The organism is uncultured Pseudoteredinibacter sp. (assembly GCF_947500695.1).
GTDB lineage: Bacteria > Pseudomonadota > Gammaproteobacteria > Pseudomonadales > Cellvibrionaceae > Pseudoteredinibacter.
Genome location: NZ_CANMSS010000001.1, coordinates 724,779 through 741,093 on the forward strand (window position 1 = coordinate 724,779; position 16,315 = coordinate 741,093).

Genomic DNA, 16,315 nt, shown 5'->3' on the forward strand with positions numbered 1-16,315 from the left:
CACCTAAGGAAAGCTAAAACATGAAACTTTTATTGCTTTGATTTTATTTTCAACTTTTGCGCAAGGGCAAAATGTTTACAAGTGCACAGACAAACGTGGTAATGCAATTTACAGCGACAAGCCTTGCAAAGGTGTAAAGGGTGTCGAAGAGGAACTCTCGGTAAAAGCCCCGGCCTTAAGTGGCACTCAAATAGCAGATGGTGAAAAAGTTGATGCTTTGCGAGCCAAGTGGAATCGAGACAAACTCACTTCTGGTATTCGCCAAGCAGAACGCGACATTGTTAAATATCAACGCGCAATGAGTAAAAAACTTGCACGGCTCGAAGAAGAACAAAAGTACGCCACTAACAACCTGGCCGGAGCCCATTACCACAGCGGTTTGTCCACCAAAATGCAGGCCGTAACGCAAAAGTACAACACCCTCATAGAAAGTAAGCGTGAGTTGATAAAACGCAACCAAGCCAAGCTTGATAAACTCGAAGAAGATAAAGAATAAAATAGACCGACACAAAAATTTGTTGATCTATCAGGAAACTAATGGTTAGAATGGCGCCATCACGCGTCTTGTCGGGGTGCCTAAGTGTTAACGATCAATATCGTTACACCATGGCTGAGATGGTAAATCCAAACCCGTTGCACCTGAACAGGTTAGTACCTGCGTAGGAAACAAGTCTTTGACCAAAGGGACCCATAGGGGTATTTCACCCTCTCTCCGTCAGGCCGCATGTATTTTCTCTTTTTGGAGCAAAACATGTCGAAGCCGAATAGCCAAACAACTTTTTTAAGTGAATCTGCCAGCGTTGACCAGCTATCAACAACGCCCTTACCTAATTCTGAGAAAATTTATATCCGCGGAAGCCGTGAGGATATTCGCGTCGCCATGCGCGAAGTTTCGCAATCACCAACACATCAACAAGACGGCCGCTTAGAAGATAATCCAGCTGTACGCGTTTACGACACTTCTGGGCCCTACACAGATCCCAATATTGAAATTGATGTTCGTAAGGGCTTGGCGCCTTTACGTCACGACTGGATAAACGAGCGAGAAGACTGCGAAGAATTAGCCGGATTTAGCTCTGATTATACCCAGCACAGGGCTCAACATATTGGTTTAGAAGCCCTACGTTTCCACACCACCCGAAAACCTTTGCGAGCCAAAGCTGGTAAAAATGTTAGCCAGCTGCACTACGCCAAGCAAGGCATTATCACGCCTGAAATGGAATATATCGCCATTCGGGAAAATCTAGCCCTAGAAGAGGCTGCCATCGAAGAGGCCTCAAAGAGCCAACACCCCGGCGAAAACTTTGGCGCCAATACACCTAAATTTATTACCCCGGAATTTGTTCGTTCAGAAGTTGCCGCCGGCCGCGCTGTTATTCCAGCTAATATTAACCACCCGGAATCCGAGCCAATGATTATCGGACGGAATTTTTTGGTTAAGATAAATGCCAATATTGGTAACAGCGCAGTAACCTCTTCCATCGAAGAAGAAGTTGAAAAATTAGTATGGTCCACACGTTGGGGCGGCGACACCGTGATGGATCTATCTACCGGTAAAAACATTCACGAAACCCGCGAATGGATTGTACGTAATTCACCTGTTCCCATAGGCACCGTGCCTATTTATCAAGCCCTAGAAAAAGTTGATGGTATTGCCGAGAATCTTAGCTGGGAAGTCTTTCGCGATACCTTGATTGAACAAGCCGAACAAGGCGTAGATTATTTTACTATTCATGCAGGTGTCCTACTTCGCTACGTTCCAATGACTGCAAAGCGAGTTACCGGTATTGTTTCTCGTGGTGGTTCTATCATGGCCAAATGGTGCCTAGCGCACCACAAAGAGAATTTTCTCTATGCGCACTTTGAAGAAATCTGCGAGATTATGAAGGCTTACGATGTAACCTTCTCCCTAGGTGACGGCCTACGCCCAGGCTCTATCGCAGACGCCAATGATGAAGCCCAATTTGCTGAGCTGCGCACCTTAGGCGAGCTAACCAAAATTGCCTGGAAGCACGATGTGCAAGTATTTATCGAAGGCCCGGGCCATGTTCCCATGCACATGGTGAAAGAGAATATGGATGAGCAGCTAAAACACTGCCATGAAGCCCCCTTCTACACACTTGGCCCCTTGGTGACAGATATTTCACCTGGATACGATCATTTTTCTTCGGGCATTGGGGCCGCAATGATCGGCTGGTATGGCTGTGCCATGCTCTGCTATGTAACACCGAAAGAGCACTTGGGGCTCCCCAACCGTGACGACGTAAAAGAAGGCATTATCACCTATAAGATAGCGGCACACGCTGCAGACCTTGCGAAAGGCCACCCTGCCTCCCAGATAAGAGATAACGCCCTTTCCAAAGCTCGCTTTGAATTTCGCTGGGAAGATCAATTTAACCTAAGCCTTGACCCTGATCGCGCCCGTGAGTTTCATGACGAAACCCTGCCCAAAGAATCCGCCAAGGTTGCGCACTTCTGCTCTATGTGCGGGCCCAAGTTCTGCTCGATGAAAATCACCCAAGAGGTACGCGATTACGCCGCACAAAACCCAGAGTCACTGACATCCCCGGAAACCCATTTTGCAAACGCCGGTATGGAAGAGATGGCCGAGAAGTTTAAAGCCAGTGGCAGCGAGATTTATCAAGAGGTGTAAGTAGGCGTGGCTAATCTCGATACAAGCATTGAGCCCAAAAACTTAGCGATCGTAGGTGCCGGCATTATGGGGCGCTGCCTAGCTTGGCGCCTATCCGGCTACGGACATCGTATTACGCTGTTTGATAAAGATAGCAAAAACCATGGCTCGGCAGCAGCCTATACCGCCGCCGGAATGCTGGCGCCTTTTAGTGAACTGGAAGCGGCAGAAGATAATATCTTTTTGTTAGGCCAGCACAGCATCGCACTATGGCGAGACTGGCTAAAGACTTGGAATGCTGAAGATCTAATGGCGGAATCAGGTACCTTAGTCCTAGCTCATCGCCAAGATATTGGTAGCTTACAAAACTTCAATCAACAGCTAGAAGCAAAATTAAACGCCCTAGCCAATCAACAGAAAGAAGCCGCATTACTAAGCAAGCAACAACTCAGCGAAATAGAGCCAGAACTGGCACAACACTTCGATCAAGCTAACTTTCTAAAAAGCGAGGCCTATTTGGATAACCACGCTGTAATGGATTGCATGGCCAAGCAGTTAGAGGCTGCCGGTATCAGATGGCGTGAAAACGGTGAGATTAGCTCTGTTAGCGACAACCAACTGGTGAGTGACAATGGCGAAGAAGCATTCGACCATATATTTGATTGCCGTGGGCTTGGCGCTAAAAACGATATTCAAAGTTTAAGAGCCGTAAGAGGTGAAGTACTAAGGGTATACAGCAAAGAGGTGCGCCTAAGGCATATGGTTAGACTAATGCATCCGCGCTATCGGCTTTACCTGGTACCAAAGCCAAACCATGAGTATGTGCTTGGTGCTACCCAGATAGAATCTGAAGACTACAGCCCCCTTAGTGTTCGCTCAGCTTTAGAGTTACTTTCCGCGCTCTATACCATTCACCCAGGCTTTGCCGAAGCAAGAATTGTTGAAACCCAAAGCAATTGCCGCCCTGCTCTGCCTGACAATCAACCTTTGATTAAACACGGCAAGGGCTTAAGCCAGATTAACGGCTTATTTAGACATGGTTTTCTACTCGCTCCGGCCCTCGCCGATATTACGGCACGCTTATTTCATGGTGAAAGCCAGGAAAACGAAGAGCTTACCATCTTGAGTCAAGCAATCATTGATTCACTGGGGTGAAGCATTAACAGAAATGACAAATTTGAAACTATTTATTCGGCCTAATTAATATCACTATGAACATCACCTTAAACGGCAAAAATATTGAAATAGCGCAGTACAACACGCTAAACGATTTCTTTTCTAGCCTCAAAGAAGAAGGCTCGGCCCTGCAGGTTCCCAAGCAGTTTGCAGTCGCTTTAAATGGCAATTTTGTTCCCCGTGAGCAATACGATAAATCCTCGTTACAAGAAGGGGATGAGCTCGAATTACTTGTACCCATGCAGGGTGGATAAATTATGTGGAAAATCGCCGACAGAGAAGTTAATAGCCGTTTATTGATTGGTAGCGCGCTTTACCCCTCACCCGACATTATGTGCAAGGCCATTCGCGCCAGCCAAAGTGATATCGTTACCGTCTCTTTGCGCCGCCAAACTTTTGATGGCACCGCGGGCGAACAGTTCTGGAATTTATTAAAAGAACTGAATATCAATATCCTACCCAATACCGCAGGCTGCCATAGCGCCAAAGAGGCCATCACCACCGCACAAATGGCTCGAGAGCTGTTCAATACCAACTGGATTAAACTCGAAGTTATTGGTGATGACTACAGTTTGCAACCCGATCCTTTTGCCCTGCTTGAAGCTACCCAGGAGTTATGCGCACAAGGCTTCGAAGTCTTTCCCTACTGCACTGATGATTTTGTGCTGTGTGAAAAATTGCTCGCCGCGGGCTGTCGGATACTCATGCCTTGGGGCGCACCAATTGGCACAGGTAAAGGCCTAATGAACCCTTACGCCTTAAAGCAACTTCGCCAGCGCTTGCCAGAAGCCACCCTGATTGTAGATGCCGGGATCGGAGCCCCCTCCCACGCCAGCCAGGCCATGGAGCTAGGTTACGACGCCGTTTTGCTAAATACCGCAGTCGCCTCGTCAAACAAGCCGATTGCAATGGGAGAAGCCATGGGGCTTGCTGTACAAGCTGGGCGCCTCGCCTATGAAGCGGGAATTATTCAAGAGCAAGAAACCGCACGACCCAGCACCCCTACATTAGGCACCCCGTTTTGGCACCAAGATTCAACGCCCTAACGCCTCTAACTCCACATACTAAAAGCACTAGCTAACGCAATAAGACAGCCATAAATCATGATGGATAAAAAGTTACACCGTCCTTTAAACAGCCGAGCACAAAGTCACGCTGCACCACATAGCGGCCCCAGCCGCCCAGCCGTATTGTGCATAGGTGGCAGCGACAGTTCAGGTTTAGCTGGACTGCAAGCCGATGCTCGTTTTTGCGAAGCCCTCAATGTGCATTGCTGCCAGGTAATAACCGCGGTAACGGCGCAAAACAATAACGGTGTTTATGCATCTTCGATAAGCTCAATCGCCGATTGCCAAGCTCAACTGGATGCCGCCCTTTCCCTAAAGCCCCAAGCCATTAAAGTTGGTCTTATCGCGAGCATTGAACAGCTCAACTGGCTATGTGAAGCCCTACCAAAGATAAACTCCCTACCCGTCATCTTTGACCCGGTTACCATTGCCAGTAGCGGCCAACCTTTGGCCGACAGTAACGTTAATAAACACATTGCAAAGCTATTACCCCATTGTGAGCTAATTAGCCCTAATTTACTGGAAGCCGCCGAGCTCAGCCAGCTAGCCATTACAACAGAAAAAGATATCCAAAAAACGGCCGATGTTTTTCATGAACTTGGCGCACCCTGGGTTTATATAAAAGGTGGTCATGGCGATGAACAATCCTCGCTAATCACCGATATCATCAGCCATGAGAAGCACAGTTTTGCTCTAGAGCAACCCCGCCAAAGCAATACCAACAACCGAGGCACGGGGTGCGCCCTAGCAAGCAGCATTGCGGCTTGCTTAGCACTTGGTTACGACATGGTAGATGCACTGGTCATCGCCAATATGGTTTTGGCCGAATCCATACAAAATGCCGAAGCGGTAAACGAACAAAAAGGGCCAGTAAAAGCTTGTGGTTTTCCCAAGAGTCATTGGCCGCACTACCGAGAGTTCCATAAAAACGAGACCACCGCTTTTGATTTTCCTGATTGCATTGGTGATAACTGCGGAAAAGATCTTGATACGCAGAACAAACAAAACTTGGGCCTTTACCCCGTTATCGATAGCTATGAGTGGCTAGAGCGCTTGATACCCCTTGGCATAAGCACCATACAATTGCGTATCAAGAACCTTGAAGATAGCGCATTAAAAGAAGAAATTAAAAAATCCATCGAGCTCGCTGCACAATACCAATGCCGTTTATTTATTAACGATCACTGGCAGCTTGCAATTGAGCTGGGTGCTTACGGCATTCACCTAGGCCAAGAAGACGCTGAGACGGCTGATTTTCAGGCAATTGCAAGCTCGGGCTTGCGCTTAGGTATAAGTAACCACACCCATTTTGAATTGGCCCGCTGTTTAGCCATAAACCCCTCTTATATTGCCTGCGGCCCAGTTTTTGCCACCGACAGTAAGGAGATGCCCTGGATACCCCATGGTATCGCCGGCTTACAGTATTGGTGCGCAACTCTAGCGCAGCAAGCACGTCCACTTGTTGCCATTGGCGGTATCAATGAATCAAATATCGCTGATGTGGCCCAATGCGGCACTAGCGGTATCGCACTTATATCCGCCATCAGCAAAGCCAAGAATCCAGAAGCCGCCTGCAAGCAGCTACAAAAGCTAATCGATAGTATTCAGTCCCAAGCAAGCGACAGCCGACTGACACTCGATCAGCAGCTCACTCAATAAACCCACAAACTAGCAGCCCCTAAGCCATGCCTTCAAAAGAAAACTTGCAACTAAGCCAACAAGAACAGCAGCGCTACCTTCGTCAAACTCAATTGCTTAGCTTTGGTGAATCTGGGCAGCTCAAGCTTAAACAAAGCAAAGTACTTATTATCGGCGTAGGCGGTCTGGGCTGCCCCGCCGCCCAGTATCTAACAGCCGCTGGCATTGGTGAGATTACCCTAGTCGATGAAGATCAAGTGAGCCTAAGTAATTTGCAAAGGCAAATCCTATTTAGCGAGTCTGACATCGGTAAAAATAAAGCCCAGGCCGCAAAGGAAAAACTGCAAACGAATAATAGCGACATCAAAATTATCGCCTTCCCCCACAAACTAAACCCACATAATGCGCATCAGCTTATTAAACGTAGTGATCTCGTTTTAGACTGCACCGATAACTTTCATAGCCGCTATTTAATCAACGATATCTGCGCTCACTACAACAAACCCTGGGTCTATGCCAGCGTATTGGGTTTTGAAGGCCAAGTCGCATTGATCAAACCAGAGCATTCCTGTTTTCGCTGTTTATACCCTGAACTTGCCGAAACACCGAACTGCAATCAAGCCGGTGTGCTAGGCGTTGTGCCGGGTATTGTAGGTAATATGCAAGCACTATTAGCCATTGATTATCTAGCCCGCATCAATAGCAATGGTGAAGCTAGCAAAAGCAATAAACTACAACTTATCCAAGGCCTCAACAGCCGATCCATTAATCTTTTCAAGTCTGATGATTGCCAGCTATGCAGGGGCGAAAAGACTTATTTAGATTACACCAGTGATTATCAAGCCTACGAGCAGCTTATTGAAAATATTCCTGAAGAACAAAAAATTAGCTGGGCGGATTTTGAGAAGTTTCCAGCAGAGAATACGGTTTTGATTGATGTACGGAGTGAAGAGGAGCATTTGGCGTTTAATCGGGGCGGGATCAATATACCACTGGAGGAATTGGGTGGTAATTTAAGGATTGAGGTGGGTAAACGCCATGTATTTTATTGTCAGAGCGGCAGAAGGAGTCAGTTAGCCCATATCAAAACACTGAGCCTGGAAAGCGACTCTATAAGCTCAGATAAGAGAGTGTATAGTATTACTGAACCACTGCTTTCACCGGTAGAAAAACTAACTTCACCTTAACGAAGACTCTACAGACACGACAAATAAAACAACTCTGAAAACCAAGAGATATAAAGTCGTACACCCTGATTACTGGCAGGTATCAACTGAATCCACAGGCCAATAGAAATCAAGGTCTGTTTCAGATACACCATCATATGCCCATACACACATCCCACCATCGCTTGAGATCAAAACATAGTCAGGATTGGAGCCAATCTTATCAGCCCAACGCTGGCAAGCCTGTGAAGGGCTCACCCCATAAGCATTCTCGCCAAACCCTTCTACATAGTAGCGTAATGTAGACGCTGGCGTGAAGTCCACTGCAGTGTATCGCCTGAAGGATTCGCCGAGCTCACCATATCCTGAAACAACAGTGGTTATAGTGCTATCTGGATATCCTTGTACCCATTCCTTCTCGCCCGATGGACCTTCGCGATAACCTCGAATACCATCAACAACAGATCCCCACGCCAATGTTTTAGAGTAAACATGTCCTTTCTTACTGTCGTCAATACTCGCCATATGCGTAACTGTACTGCATTCATCCGAAGTACTGGATAAACTGATGTTAGGAAGCTCCCAAAGGCGACGGTCGAATAGTTCAAAATCACGACTAATATCCAAAACTTCACTAAATGGGATATTTATCGCAGCAATAAGACTCATATCCCCTTTTGTACCGGTAGTAAACTTCCCTATTTGAATTTTGGTATCACCATAGTATTCTTTAAGAACCTCATATTTTGGTACAGCTTCAACGCTAGCTTCTAAGCTAGATGCAAATTTAGGCTCTGCGCTAAGGGTTAGCGCATCCCAACCTACAATAGTAATTGTACCTACTGCAATTAGACCTGCCTCGACATTACCAGTCCCGCTAAGAGTTTGTGAACTCTGAGCTTCTCCTAACCCTGAATGAGATGTGTGTTTTATACCTATAAGCTCGCCGGCTACCACCCTTTCGTGGACCATTGGATTGGCAGTCAATTCAAGTGAAAAGCCCACTCCTGGGTCAACTGTAGCTTTCATTTCCCACCCAAATTCCCCTTTCAGGTGAACCAAGACAGGTAGCCGCCCACCAATCAGTATAAGCACGGGTTTAGACTCGAAACTACGTTTTGGAGCAATCTCTTTCTCAATGATTAGTTTTTCGATTGAAACCTTATAATCTAACTTCGCACTAACGTCCATTGGGATATGAACGTCTGAGGAAAGCCACCTTCAAAAATCTTCATATTTATATTAGCCCTACCAGATAACTTTCCTTCCACATTTACGCCTTCCACTTTCCCTTTGAATGAGGACGAAAAGTCATCCTTAAAGGGCACAGTTATGACGCTCAGAGGCATATCTGCCCTGGACTCGCTAGACTGGGATTCAATGTACTGAAGACCTCCGACATTTACCTCCCCTTCTGTTAATAGCTCAAGCGGTTCTGCTGGTTCAATATCAAGTAGAACCTCGTCACCCAGATCGCTTACAAACAATACGCGCGAGTAACTTATTCTACGGGCATGGTATTCAACTACTATGTCACCAGGCATAAACTCAATATTCAAACCCGTCTTTCGAACTTTTATGTCTAAGTCAGTCTTTGAGTACGTTAGGTTGAGTTTGATTAAGTCACGAATAACCAGATCAGGCAAAATATCAACCCCTATATTCTGCTCCATAGTGTTTATTTCCAAAGGTCCAGCAGGCGCTGAAGTATTCCCTGCTTCATCCCGGGCTACTAAGTAAATATAGTACCTGCTTCTTTCGGAAAGCCCCTCTATCCTCCCACGCTCTTCACCCTTGTATACCTCATGAGGAAGGTCTGAAAAATCGCTCTCATTAGGGTCATTTGAGCGATAAAGTAGATAGTCGATATTCTCATGAGTCGACTTATTGTCTGTAGTTGTGTCCCAGGATACTGAGGCCGATACACCTGAAACCAAGAATGAAGTTATTAAGGGTGTTTCAGGGGCTACGGTGTCTGAGTTCACCTCAATAAATATTGTTTTCTCAGTTTTTCCATGCTTGTTACTCACAGTAAACGTAAATTCCCCAGATCGAACTGGCTGCAAGATAATTTGTCCTCGCCGTGTTTTTCGTGGTCTTTTTTTACCTGTGTACCTCTTTTTATGTTCCGGACCAGTGACAACGATAAAGTTGGACGCATTCTTTGATCTCCAATTGACCTGCACCTTACCCCCAAGCTCAATTGAAGTGTTAGAAACCTTTAGTTTCAATTTGGGAGTATCACCAGTCGCATGTATCGACGCAGCCGAAAGTACTGCTATAACTATAATAAAAAATTTACCACTCAATCTCATTTCTACTTCCCTCCAAAAACAATACGACGCCGTGCTTACATAAACTACGACTGAGGGTTTTAAATGAAATAAGCCAAGCTAACTATTCGTCACGCAATATATAGAGCAATTGTAGGGTTCTTGAAAATTTAATAGCGAGTACCAAGGTCGTTCACAACAAGATGGAAATGATGTCGAGACGAGCTTAAGGTATCAGAAATTTTGAGGATTATCGGCTAAGAGTCATAGTCCATTGTGGCTGGGATGGAAGTATTAACCGACCAATATGAGTGCCACTCCTCGTTAATAGGGTAAAGCCAGAGAATGTAATGAAATACGCAGGTTAAATGGGGTGGCTGACGGGGATCGAACTCGTTTCAGTATGTTTTAGGTGTTACCAAGTGCACTCTAACCCTCTGATTTTATTGGAATCGCCTCTTAATGACCACTCGATTTCACTACGTTTTCGAAAAAAGTGGCGGCAAAGTGGCGGAAAAATTACAACACTGAGTGTCCTATTTAAACCCTGAATCTATTCCTCAACCCTAGGCCAGTCAGAAACAACAAAATAGATGATCCAAAACCTTGACCAACCCTTACAAGCGTATAGATGAAACTGCCTTTCAGACCAGGGTTTAATAATCCCAAGCTTTCCTTAGCCTGCCCTTTACTCAAGTATGGGAAGGCATTAGCTAACGAAAGATCCGCGGCCGGCTTTATCTTTTCTAAGGACCACCCAGAGTAATATAAGCCGCAGAGTAAAGTTAAAAAGCCGAGTGTTATTAACGGCCTTGCGACACTCCTGCCGTAATCACAAACTCCTGAATAAATCATATCCAATATAGAGTCTATTGCCCCTTGATGATGCCATCGTAGCGCCTTAAGCTCTGAAGCATGAAACTGAAGCGATAACTCTTTGTTGCGCGCCTGATCCGCCAAGTCCTTTAACCTTCTAAATCTACCTGCTGACTGGTCACAAATCGCTACCCTTCTGTAAAAAGGCCCCCTTCTCTGCAGCTCCACATTAAAATTGTCCAACGAGAAATGACCTTTTATATCGGTATTGCGAAAATCTATTGGACAACGGTAACTACCTTCTGCGACAAGTCCCTTCTCAAATTTCGCTGAGTTAAAGCTGATGGATCCTAGCAAAGGTGTCGGCTTTCTATGATGTCTATAAACAGATTCATCTACAGAGCTTGACACCTTAACTTCGGCACCAAATTCTGCTGACTCAAGGTATATGTTCCCACTGAAGCCGCTGATACCACTCAGAAACATTCGTCCAGCACACCTAACATATGAAAGATCTATTATTCCGTCCTGGAAGTACTTAGGCGCCAGTACAAGATCTCCTTCGCCAAAGGTGGCATTTTTAAATGAAAAGATTGGGGTATTAAGTTTGGCGCCGCTAAAATCAACACCGCCATCACCGAACTTAGCGTTGGAAAAGTCGATTCCTCCACCTTCAAACGTGGAGTCCACAAAATATACTCCTCCTTTTCCAAATAAGACATCACAAAAGAGAGTGTTGTTACGGCCAAATGAGCAATTCCTAAATTCAATTACACCATCGCCAAAGGCAGCCTCATAAAAATGAACCCCCGCTAAGCCAAAACAACTTCTAGAAAAATAGACCTCTCCATCCGCAAACGTTGTGTGACTAAAATCAACTAAGCCCTGACCATACTTGTTCCGGGAAAATGACTTATAATCTGCGTTAAATACGGCGCAGCTAAAACTGACCCCACTTTCAAAAGTCAATTCACTAAAGACGAAATCTTCAACATCAAAGACAGCATTTTCAAAACTCACCCTCCCACTGCTAAATGTGGTATCGCTAAAAACAACCTCTCTACCAATGAACTTTGAGCCAGAGAAGTCAACATCACCTTCACCAAAGGTTGCCTCACAAAATGAAACGTAATGACCTTCGAATTCCGCTCCCTTGAAGCTAACGTCACAAGGTGGAAAAGTAACGTAGTTAAAACTTATACCTCTCCCGTCAGGGCTAAACAACCCCTTATTTTCACCAAATCTATAATCCTCAAAATCAATTAGGTCATACCCTCCCTCTGCGAGCCACTGATTAAATTCATCGATGGTATAGACATTGCTCTCGGAAACAGCAAGCACGTATTTTTTAGAAAAAACTTCAGCAGTTAAAATATTTTTATATTTTCCTTTATTCATGACAGGGCATTCCTTGGCGAATATTAGAAGAGGAGCTAGCTATAATACATTACCCATCAGAAATATCCGAGATTGCTATAACAGCTCGAAACAACTGGCAGTTAATTTAAGTACATACCACTGGCCGCCAGCGATGAGCAAGCACATAAACACCCCAGCCCACTAACGCACCCTGGTTGTACTGGCCTTCTTTGAGGTATTGCCAGCGCTTCATTGGATCGTTACGTCAGTCATTAAAGATCAGGTTAACCAGCTCTGATTCTAGCGGGGTTCGGTTTTTATCGATAACGCCAGCTGGGTCGAAATGGGTATCAAAGCTCTCTACCCAATAGCATCACGGCTATGGGCATCGGCTTCGATATTCTTGAAATTGAACTTAAATAGTATCTGCATACTGTATATATAAACAGTCTCTAGTCATTTAGCTAGGGCAGCCTAATTGAAGAAATAGCGACCACTCATGCGAAAGTGGTAGACTAGGCAGCTAATTTGACTGAATAACGAAAATAACTAAGCGGGCCATAGATTAAATGTTCAATAAACCTGTTCATTCCATCGCATTACTTCTAACTTTGTTCTTGAGCCAGGTCTCTATGGCTCAGGAAACTACTCTGACCGATAGAATTACTGGTCATGTAGCAACCGCAACAAATTCCTTAAACAACCAGACAGCAGGTCTAGGTGCCGGCAGGCAGATACTACACACACAAGTTTCGATTACTGCGCCAACAATAATCACCAGGGTTCAACAACTAAGTAGTATCTTGGCCACAACTGCAACCACTTTCGAGTATGCTATTCGTAACGTTGATGCGCCATACAGCTTAGTTGAAACCGGGTCGGCTACACTTACTAGTCGCTCTGTGTACACGGACGTTACAATTGCTGGCAACAACACAAACCTCGATGAATTTACACTCACAACATCACAGCTACCCCCTGGCACATATTACATGTCAGTGCATGCTTCAGATGGGAATAGTTACCAGTCTATTGCCAATTCGGGCGGCGCTGTTGGGCCTTTACTTGCTGAAAATGGTGGCGTACCGTTCCTAGCTGGTGCCAACTTTCATATGTATGTCTCCTTCTTCGGGACTGTAACCCCTACCTCAGCAACTGGCGTCCCATCACTTCCCCCATTGGGAATCTTGTTCCTAGGTGTCGCACTTGCCATAGTCGCTAGATTCGGTCTGAAAGTGCGTAGAGCTGCTATCTAATCCTGAGTATGTAAACCAGCACCTGTGCGTTTACCAAAACTCAGGAATACAGCTTATTAAAATGCGCCCGAACAATATTCATACAGGGTTAAGACAAAAGCACTAGAATAAGCGCTAATTTAAGGTCACTGCTTGCCGAGGTAGAACCACCCTTCTTTGTGCCCCCCTTTTCGCACAAAGTTGTTTATAGCCGCTGCCGCTCAGCGGCTCTTTTTATCACTAACCTTGCAAATGCTGTAGCGTGATCTAATCTAATTTATGTGCCTCGTTGGTTAGACAACGAAAAACTTGAGCGTTCGCCGCCTATTTAGGCGGCTTTTTTATGCTTCTCAGTTGGACACCCCAGCCCTTAGCGGCCGACACTATCCCTCCCAAAAGGTGGCCCTATCTATTGCAAGCAATAACCAAGCACTCAAATCAGTTCTTTTGGCTAGACCAAGCTTGTATTTAATTGGTAGTTGCTGCTTATGGAATATTCCCATAAAGAATTTAAGACATAACTGCGATATATGGCAAAGTAACGATGCTCAAGGAAGAGTTTTATTACCCGCCGAATTCTGCGCACCCTGCACAGTCCATTTAGAAGCCACTAAAACTAGTATTTGTTAGACCAAGTCTTTGATTAAGCAGGAATTTCTGCTATTACTTAAAGTAATGCCAGCGAACGCTGGCACTAGGTTTACCCTACTCTGGTGTTGGAAAAGAACCCTAAGACCCTTTAGCCACCTTTACTTGGCGGCCTTTTTCATCCCTGTCACCCTACCCTTTTTGTCAGGTCAATAATCTCAATATAGATATAAACTGCAGGTATTTCAATCATTACACGGATCAGCCATTTTAATAGGTGGCGACCCGAAGGCCGCCACATACGCTAAAGCAATATAGATTGAAGATGAGCTATACGATACCTGGCGAAATCAGATAGCCGCTCGTAAATCCAGTGGGTTGGATCCAGTTCGGCCAACTCAAAAAACAGGCCGTTAGTAAGCATAACTATCTTGTCTTCAATAAATGATATGCACAGTATATCAAGTGTCCGTGACACAGCGCTGCTGTCACATTCATTGTCATTTTCAATATTTAACGCTATATTCCCCATGCTAATTATTCCCTAACTGTTAGGTCAACACTGGGCTTGGGGAAGTTGCCGCTTTCCTAAGCCCTACTACTTGTGCTTGAGTGGTTTAATAGATCATACAAGGTTTACAAGTTTCTGTTTTACTCACCTCGACACGATGATGGAATGCTGTTCAGAAACCAATCTAACCCCCTTTTCTATCCAAGACTGTATTTTTAACAGAAGCTCAGGAAACTTGCTGAAGTACCACAAGGGTTGATTTTTATTTCTTGGTTGCGTGCTCTGCTCATTCTTTCCCAACTGCAGCCAGCCATCAGTGATCGACTTGAATTTCTTAGTGCCGCCCTTGCTCGCCGAGCGCTCCAGTTTCAATCCAAAACCATAAGCAAACAATTTCCTTACTCCGAAGAAATATTTGTTCAGCGCTTGTCAAGGCGGAGCATAGCCTTAAGCGGGCACCTCTTAGAAAGTTCCAGTTAGTACGTCACTGCCCTTCCCAAAGGGTAGTGACGTACTGGGCAGCCCCTGAAATCCATGAGCTTAAGATAATTTCTCAGAGTTATGGAAGAGTTTTTAAGAATTTTCATCGTCCGTTACTTATACTTTGTCTTAGTTTCTTTTCAATGTGTGGCTATTGCACTCTCAATAGCAAAACCGCTCATTAGAGCAATCGAGCAAATCTCGCAACAGCGTAGGCAAGCTCATCACCAATAACATAGGAGAAACATCGAAACAGAGAACCCAATGAGTTAGGCAGACAAAAACTGCTCAACTGAAATACAAAAGGGGGTGGTGTCCCTTGCCTATATCCTTATCTACATTCGACAAGGAACCTTACTGCTCATATCAGTAAGGCTGGCATCAACACTAACCAATGAATACAGCACCAGTTTTTAACCGTAATATCCGTGGGCAAACATTCGCCTGAATTACGATGAGGCCAGTCTATGTGCGAACACTACGTTCAGACTGACCTATGAAACAATCTCAAACATTCAAGGCTCATGGGAAAACGTTTCGAAACGGTCGTACCAATGGCAAAACCTTTCTCAAAACCCACCCCGCTATACAGGCACATGGATACAGGAAGAACACCACACAATCGAACGCCATAAGATACCGTGAAAGCTCACATTATCCTTGACTCCACCGTATTAACCCAAAATGGATGCGTCAGTCTACCGTCAAAGAGTCGGTCTTTCGCTGCCACCGCTAGATATCATTTATCAACGTTACGCTCACGCTCAAAAGCGCTAAACGAGACAAGGAAATCCAGCCCCTGAGTAATAATCAGCTTACGCCCTAGAGCATGCATGCCTACAGATATCAAAAAGCAATGCAAAACCTTCATGTAAGGCGGAAAAGTTTTTCATCGATTATTAAACCAGTTTCGATAGCTTTAAAAACCCGCCAAAGACTCGCAGGTTTACTAATTAAAGGAGCTTTGGCAGGACGAGTAATCTGGAGGTCAATCATCACAAACCTAATGAGGTTATCCCATGAAGATTAATAAAACTCTACTTTCCACCCTATTACTATCAGGGCTTCTTGCAGGGCCCGTTGTTTCAGCCAATCAGGAAGATGTACTAAGCCTGGAAATGAACAAAAACCAAAAAAAAGAACAAACAGCAGACGAGCTTTTTCAATTGAAATCGGTATCGATGCAATCTACAGAAGTGGATGTGCCGATTGGCTACCGCTGCGTATCCAACACCGACAGCAAGCGTCTGTGCCCCCCTGGTACTCATGCAGAGTTTGTATACCAAACATTTGAGGTAGAAGCCTGCTTCGGTGTTGGGGTTTTGTCTGTTTGCACTCGATAAAATACCGTGGTGAGAGGGTGCTTAGCACCCT

Annotated in this window: 12 protein-coding genes and 1 riboswitch; of the genes, 9 read left to right on the forward strand and 3 right to left on the reverse strand. The window is 45.2% G+C overall.

Annotated features, from left to right (window positions below; translation table 11 throughout):
- Positions 1–37 precede the first annotated feature (37 nt).
- The 7 genes from Q1A08_RS02875 (at position 38) to Q1A08_RS02905 (ending at position 7,700) form a co-directional block, all read left to right on the forward strand.
- On the forward strand, positions 38–496 hold the full coding sequence (locus tag Q1A08_RS02875) for a DUF4124 domain-containing protein (protein WP_299769465.1): 459 nt from the start codon (positions 38–40) through the stop codon (positions 494–496).
- Between the two features lie 62 nt (positions 497–558).
- Positions 559–683, forward strand: a riboswitch (TPP riboswitch).
- A gap of 68 nt (positions 684–751) precedes the next feature.
- Positions 752–2,653, forward strand: a complete 1,902-nt coding sequence (thiC, locus tag Q1A08_RS02880) for a phosphomethylpyrimidine synthase ThiC (protein ID WP_299769468.1) — start codon at positions 752–754, stop codon at positions 2,651–2,653.
- 6 nt (positions 2,654–2,659) lie between these two features.
- Complete coding sequence (gene thiO / locus Q1A08_RS02885; RefSeq protein ID WP_299769470.1) at positions 2,660–3,787, forward strand: glycine oxidase ThiO; 1,128 nt, start codon at positions 2,660–2,662, stop codon at positions 3,785–3,787.
- A 56-nt stretch (positions 3,788–3,843) separates the two neighbouring features.
- On the forward strand, positions 3,844–4,062 hold the full coding sequence (gene thiS / locus Q1A08_RS02890) for a sulfur carrier protein ThiS (protein ID WP_299769473.1): 219 nt from the start codon (positions 3,844–3,846) through the stop codon (positions 4,060–4,062).
- 3 nt (positions 4,063–4,065) lie between these two features.
- Positions 4,066–4,854 (forward strand): thiazole synthase, encoded by a 789-nt coding sequence (locus Q1A08_RS02895; protein WP_299769475.1) that lies wholly within the window; start codon positions 4,066–4,068, stop codon positions 4,852–4,854.
- Between the two features lie 57 nt (positions 4,855–4,911).
- A complete protein-coding gene (gene thiE, locus Q1A08_RS02900) occupies positions 4,912–6,534 on the forward strand; it encodes a thiamine phosphate synthase (RefSeq protein WP_299769478.1) in 1,623 nt (540 codons plus the stop codon).
- Positions 6,535–6,560: 26 nt separating this feature from the next.
- The gene (locus tag Q1A08_RS02905; RefSeq protein WP_299769481.1) at positions 6,561–7,700 is read left to right on the forward strand and encodes a HesA/MoeB/ThiF family protein; all 1,140 of its coding nucleotides are present in this window, start codon (positions 6,561–6,563) and stop codon (positions 7,698–7,700) included.
- Positions 7,701–7,769: 69 nt separating this feature from the next.
- Here the strand turns inward: Q1A08_RS02905 and Q1A08_RS02910 are convergent, their stop codons facing one another.
- From Q1A08_RS02910 to Q1A08_RS02920, 3 genes are all read right to left on the reverse strand, one after another.
- Entirely contained in the window at positions 7,770–8,870 is a 1,101-nt protein-coding gene (locus Q1A08_RS02910) for a hypothetical protein (protein WP_299769484.1), read from the reverse strand.
- Positions 8,849–9,994, reverse strand: coding sequence for a hypothetical protein (locus Q1A08_RS02915; RefSeq protein WP_299769487.1), 1,146 nt, complete (start codon positions 9,992–9,994; stop codon positions 8,849–8,851). Before Q1A08_RS02915 ends, Q1A08_RS02910 begins: the two co-directional genes overlap by 22 nt.
- Positions 9,995–10,492: 498 nt before the next feature.
- Positions 10,493–12,166, reverse strand: a complete 1,674-nt coding sequence (locus Q1A08_RS02920) for a hypothetical protein (protein ID WP_299769490.1) — start codon at positions 12,164–12,166, stop codon at positions 10,493–10,495.
- Positions 12,167–12,930: 764 nt separating this feature from the next.
- Here Q1A08_RS02920 and Q1A08_RS02925 point away from each other — a divergent pair.
- Both Q1A08_RS02925 and Q1A08_RS02930 read left to right on the forward strand, forming a co-directional pair.
- Positions 12,931–13,383 carry a hypothetical protein gene (locus tag Q1A08_RS02925; RefSeq protein ID WP_299769492.1) on the forward strand — a complete coding sequence of 151 codons (453 nt, stop codon included), beginning with the start codon at positions 12,931–12,933 and terminating at the stop codon, positions 13,381–13,383.
- Positions 13,384–15,960: 2,577 nt separating this feature from the next.
- The gene (locus tag Q1A08_RS02930) at positions 15,961–16,284 is read left to right on the forward strand and encodes a hypothetical protein (protein ID WP_299769495.1); all 324 of its coding nucleotides are present in this window, start codon (positions 15,961–15,963) and stop codon (positions 16,282–16,284) included.
- Positions 16,285–16,315 lie beyond the last annotated feature (31 nt).

Coding starts and splice junctions, on each gene's coding strand:
- Q1A08_RS02905 (WP_299769481.1), top strand. CDS start 6,561: ATGCCTTCAAAAGAAAACTTGCAACTAAGCCAACAAGAACAGCAGCGC.
- Q1A08_RS02930 (WP_299769495.1), top strand. CDS start 15,961: ATGAAGATTAATAAAACTCTACTTTCCACCCTATTACTATCAGGGCTT.
- thiS (WP_299769473.1), top strand. CDS start 3,844: ATGAACATCACCTTAAACGGCAAAAATATTGAAATAGCGCAGTACAAC.
- Q1A08_RS02910 (WP_299769484.1), bottom strand. CDS start 8,870: ATGGACGTTAGTGCGAAGTTAGATTATAAGGTTTCAATCGAAAAACTA.
- thiE (WP_299769478.1), top strand. CDS start 4,912: ATGATGGATAAAAAGTTACACCGTCCTTTAAACAGCCGAGCACAAAGT.
- Q1A08_RS02915 (WP_299769487.1), bottom strand. CDS start 9,994: ATGAGATTGAGTGGTAAATTTTTTATTATAGTTATAGCAGTACTTTCG.
- thiC (WP_299769468.1), top strand. CDS start 752: ATGTCGAAGCCGAATAGCCAAACAACTTTTTTAAGTGAATCTGCCAGC.
- Q1A08_RS02895 (WP_299769475.1), top strand. CDS start 4,066: ATGTGGAAAATCGCCGACAGAGAAGTTAATAGCCGTTTATTGATTGGT.
- Q1A08_RS02920 (WP_299769490.1), bottom strand. CDS start 12,166: ATGAATAAAGGAAAATATAAAAATATTTTAACTGCTGAAGTTTTTTCT.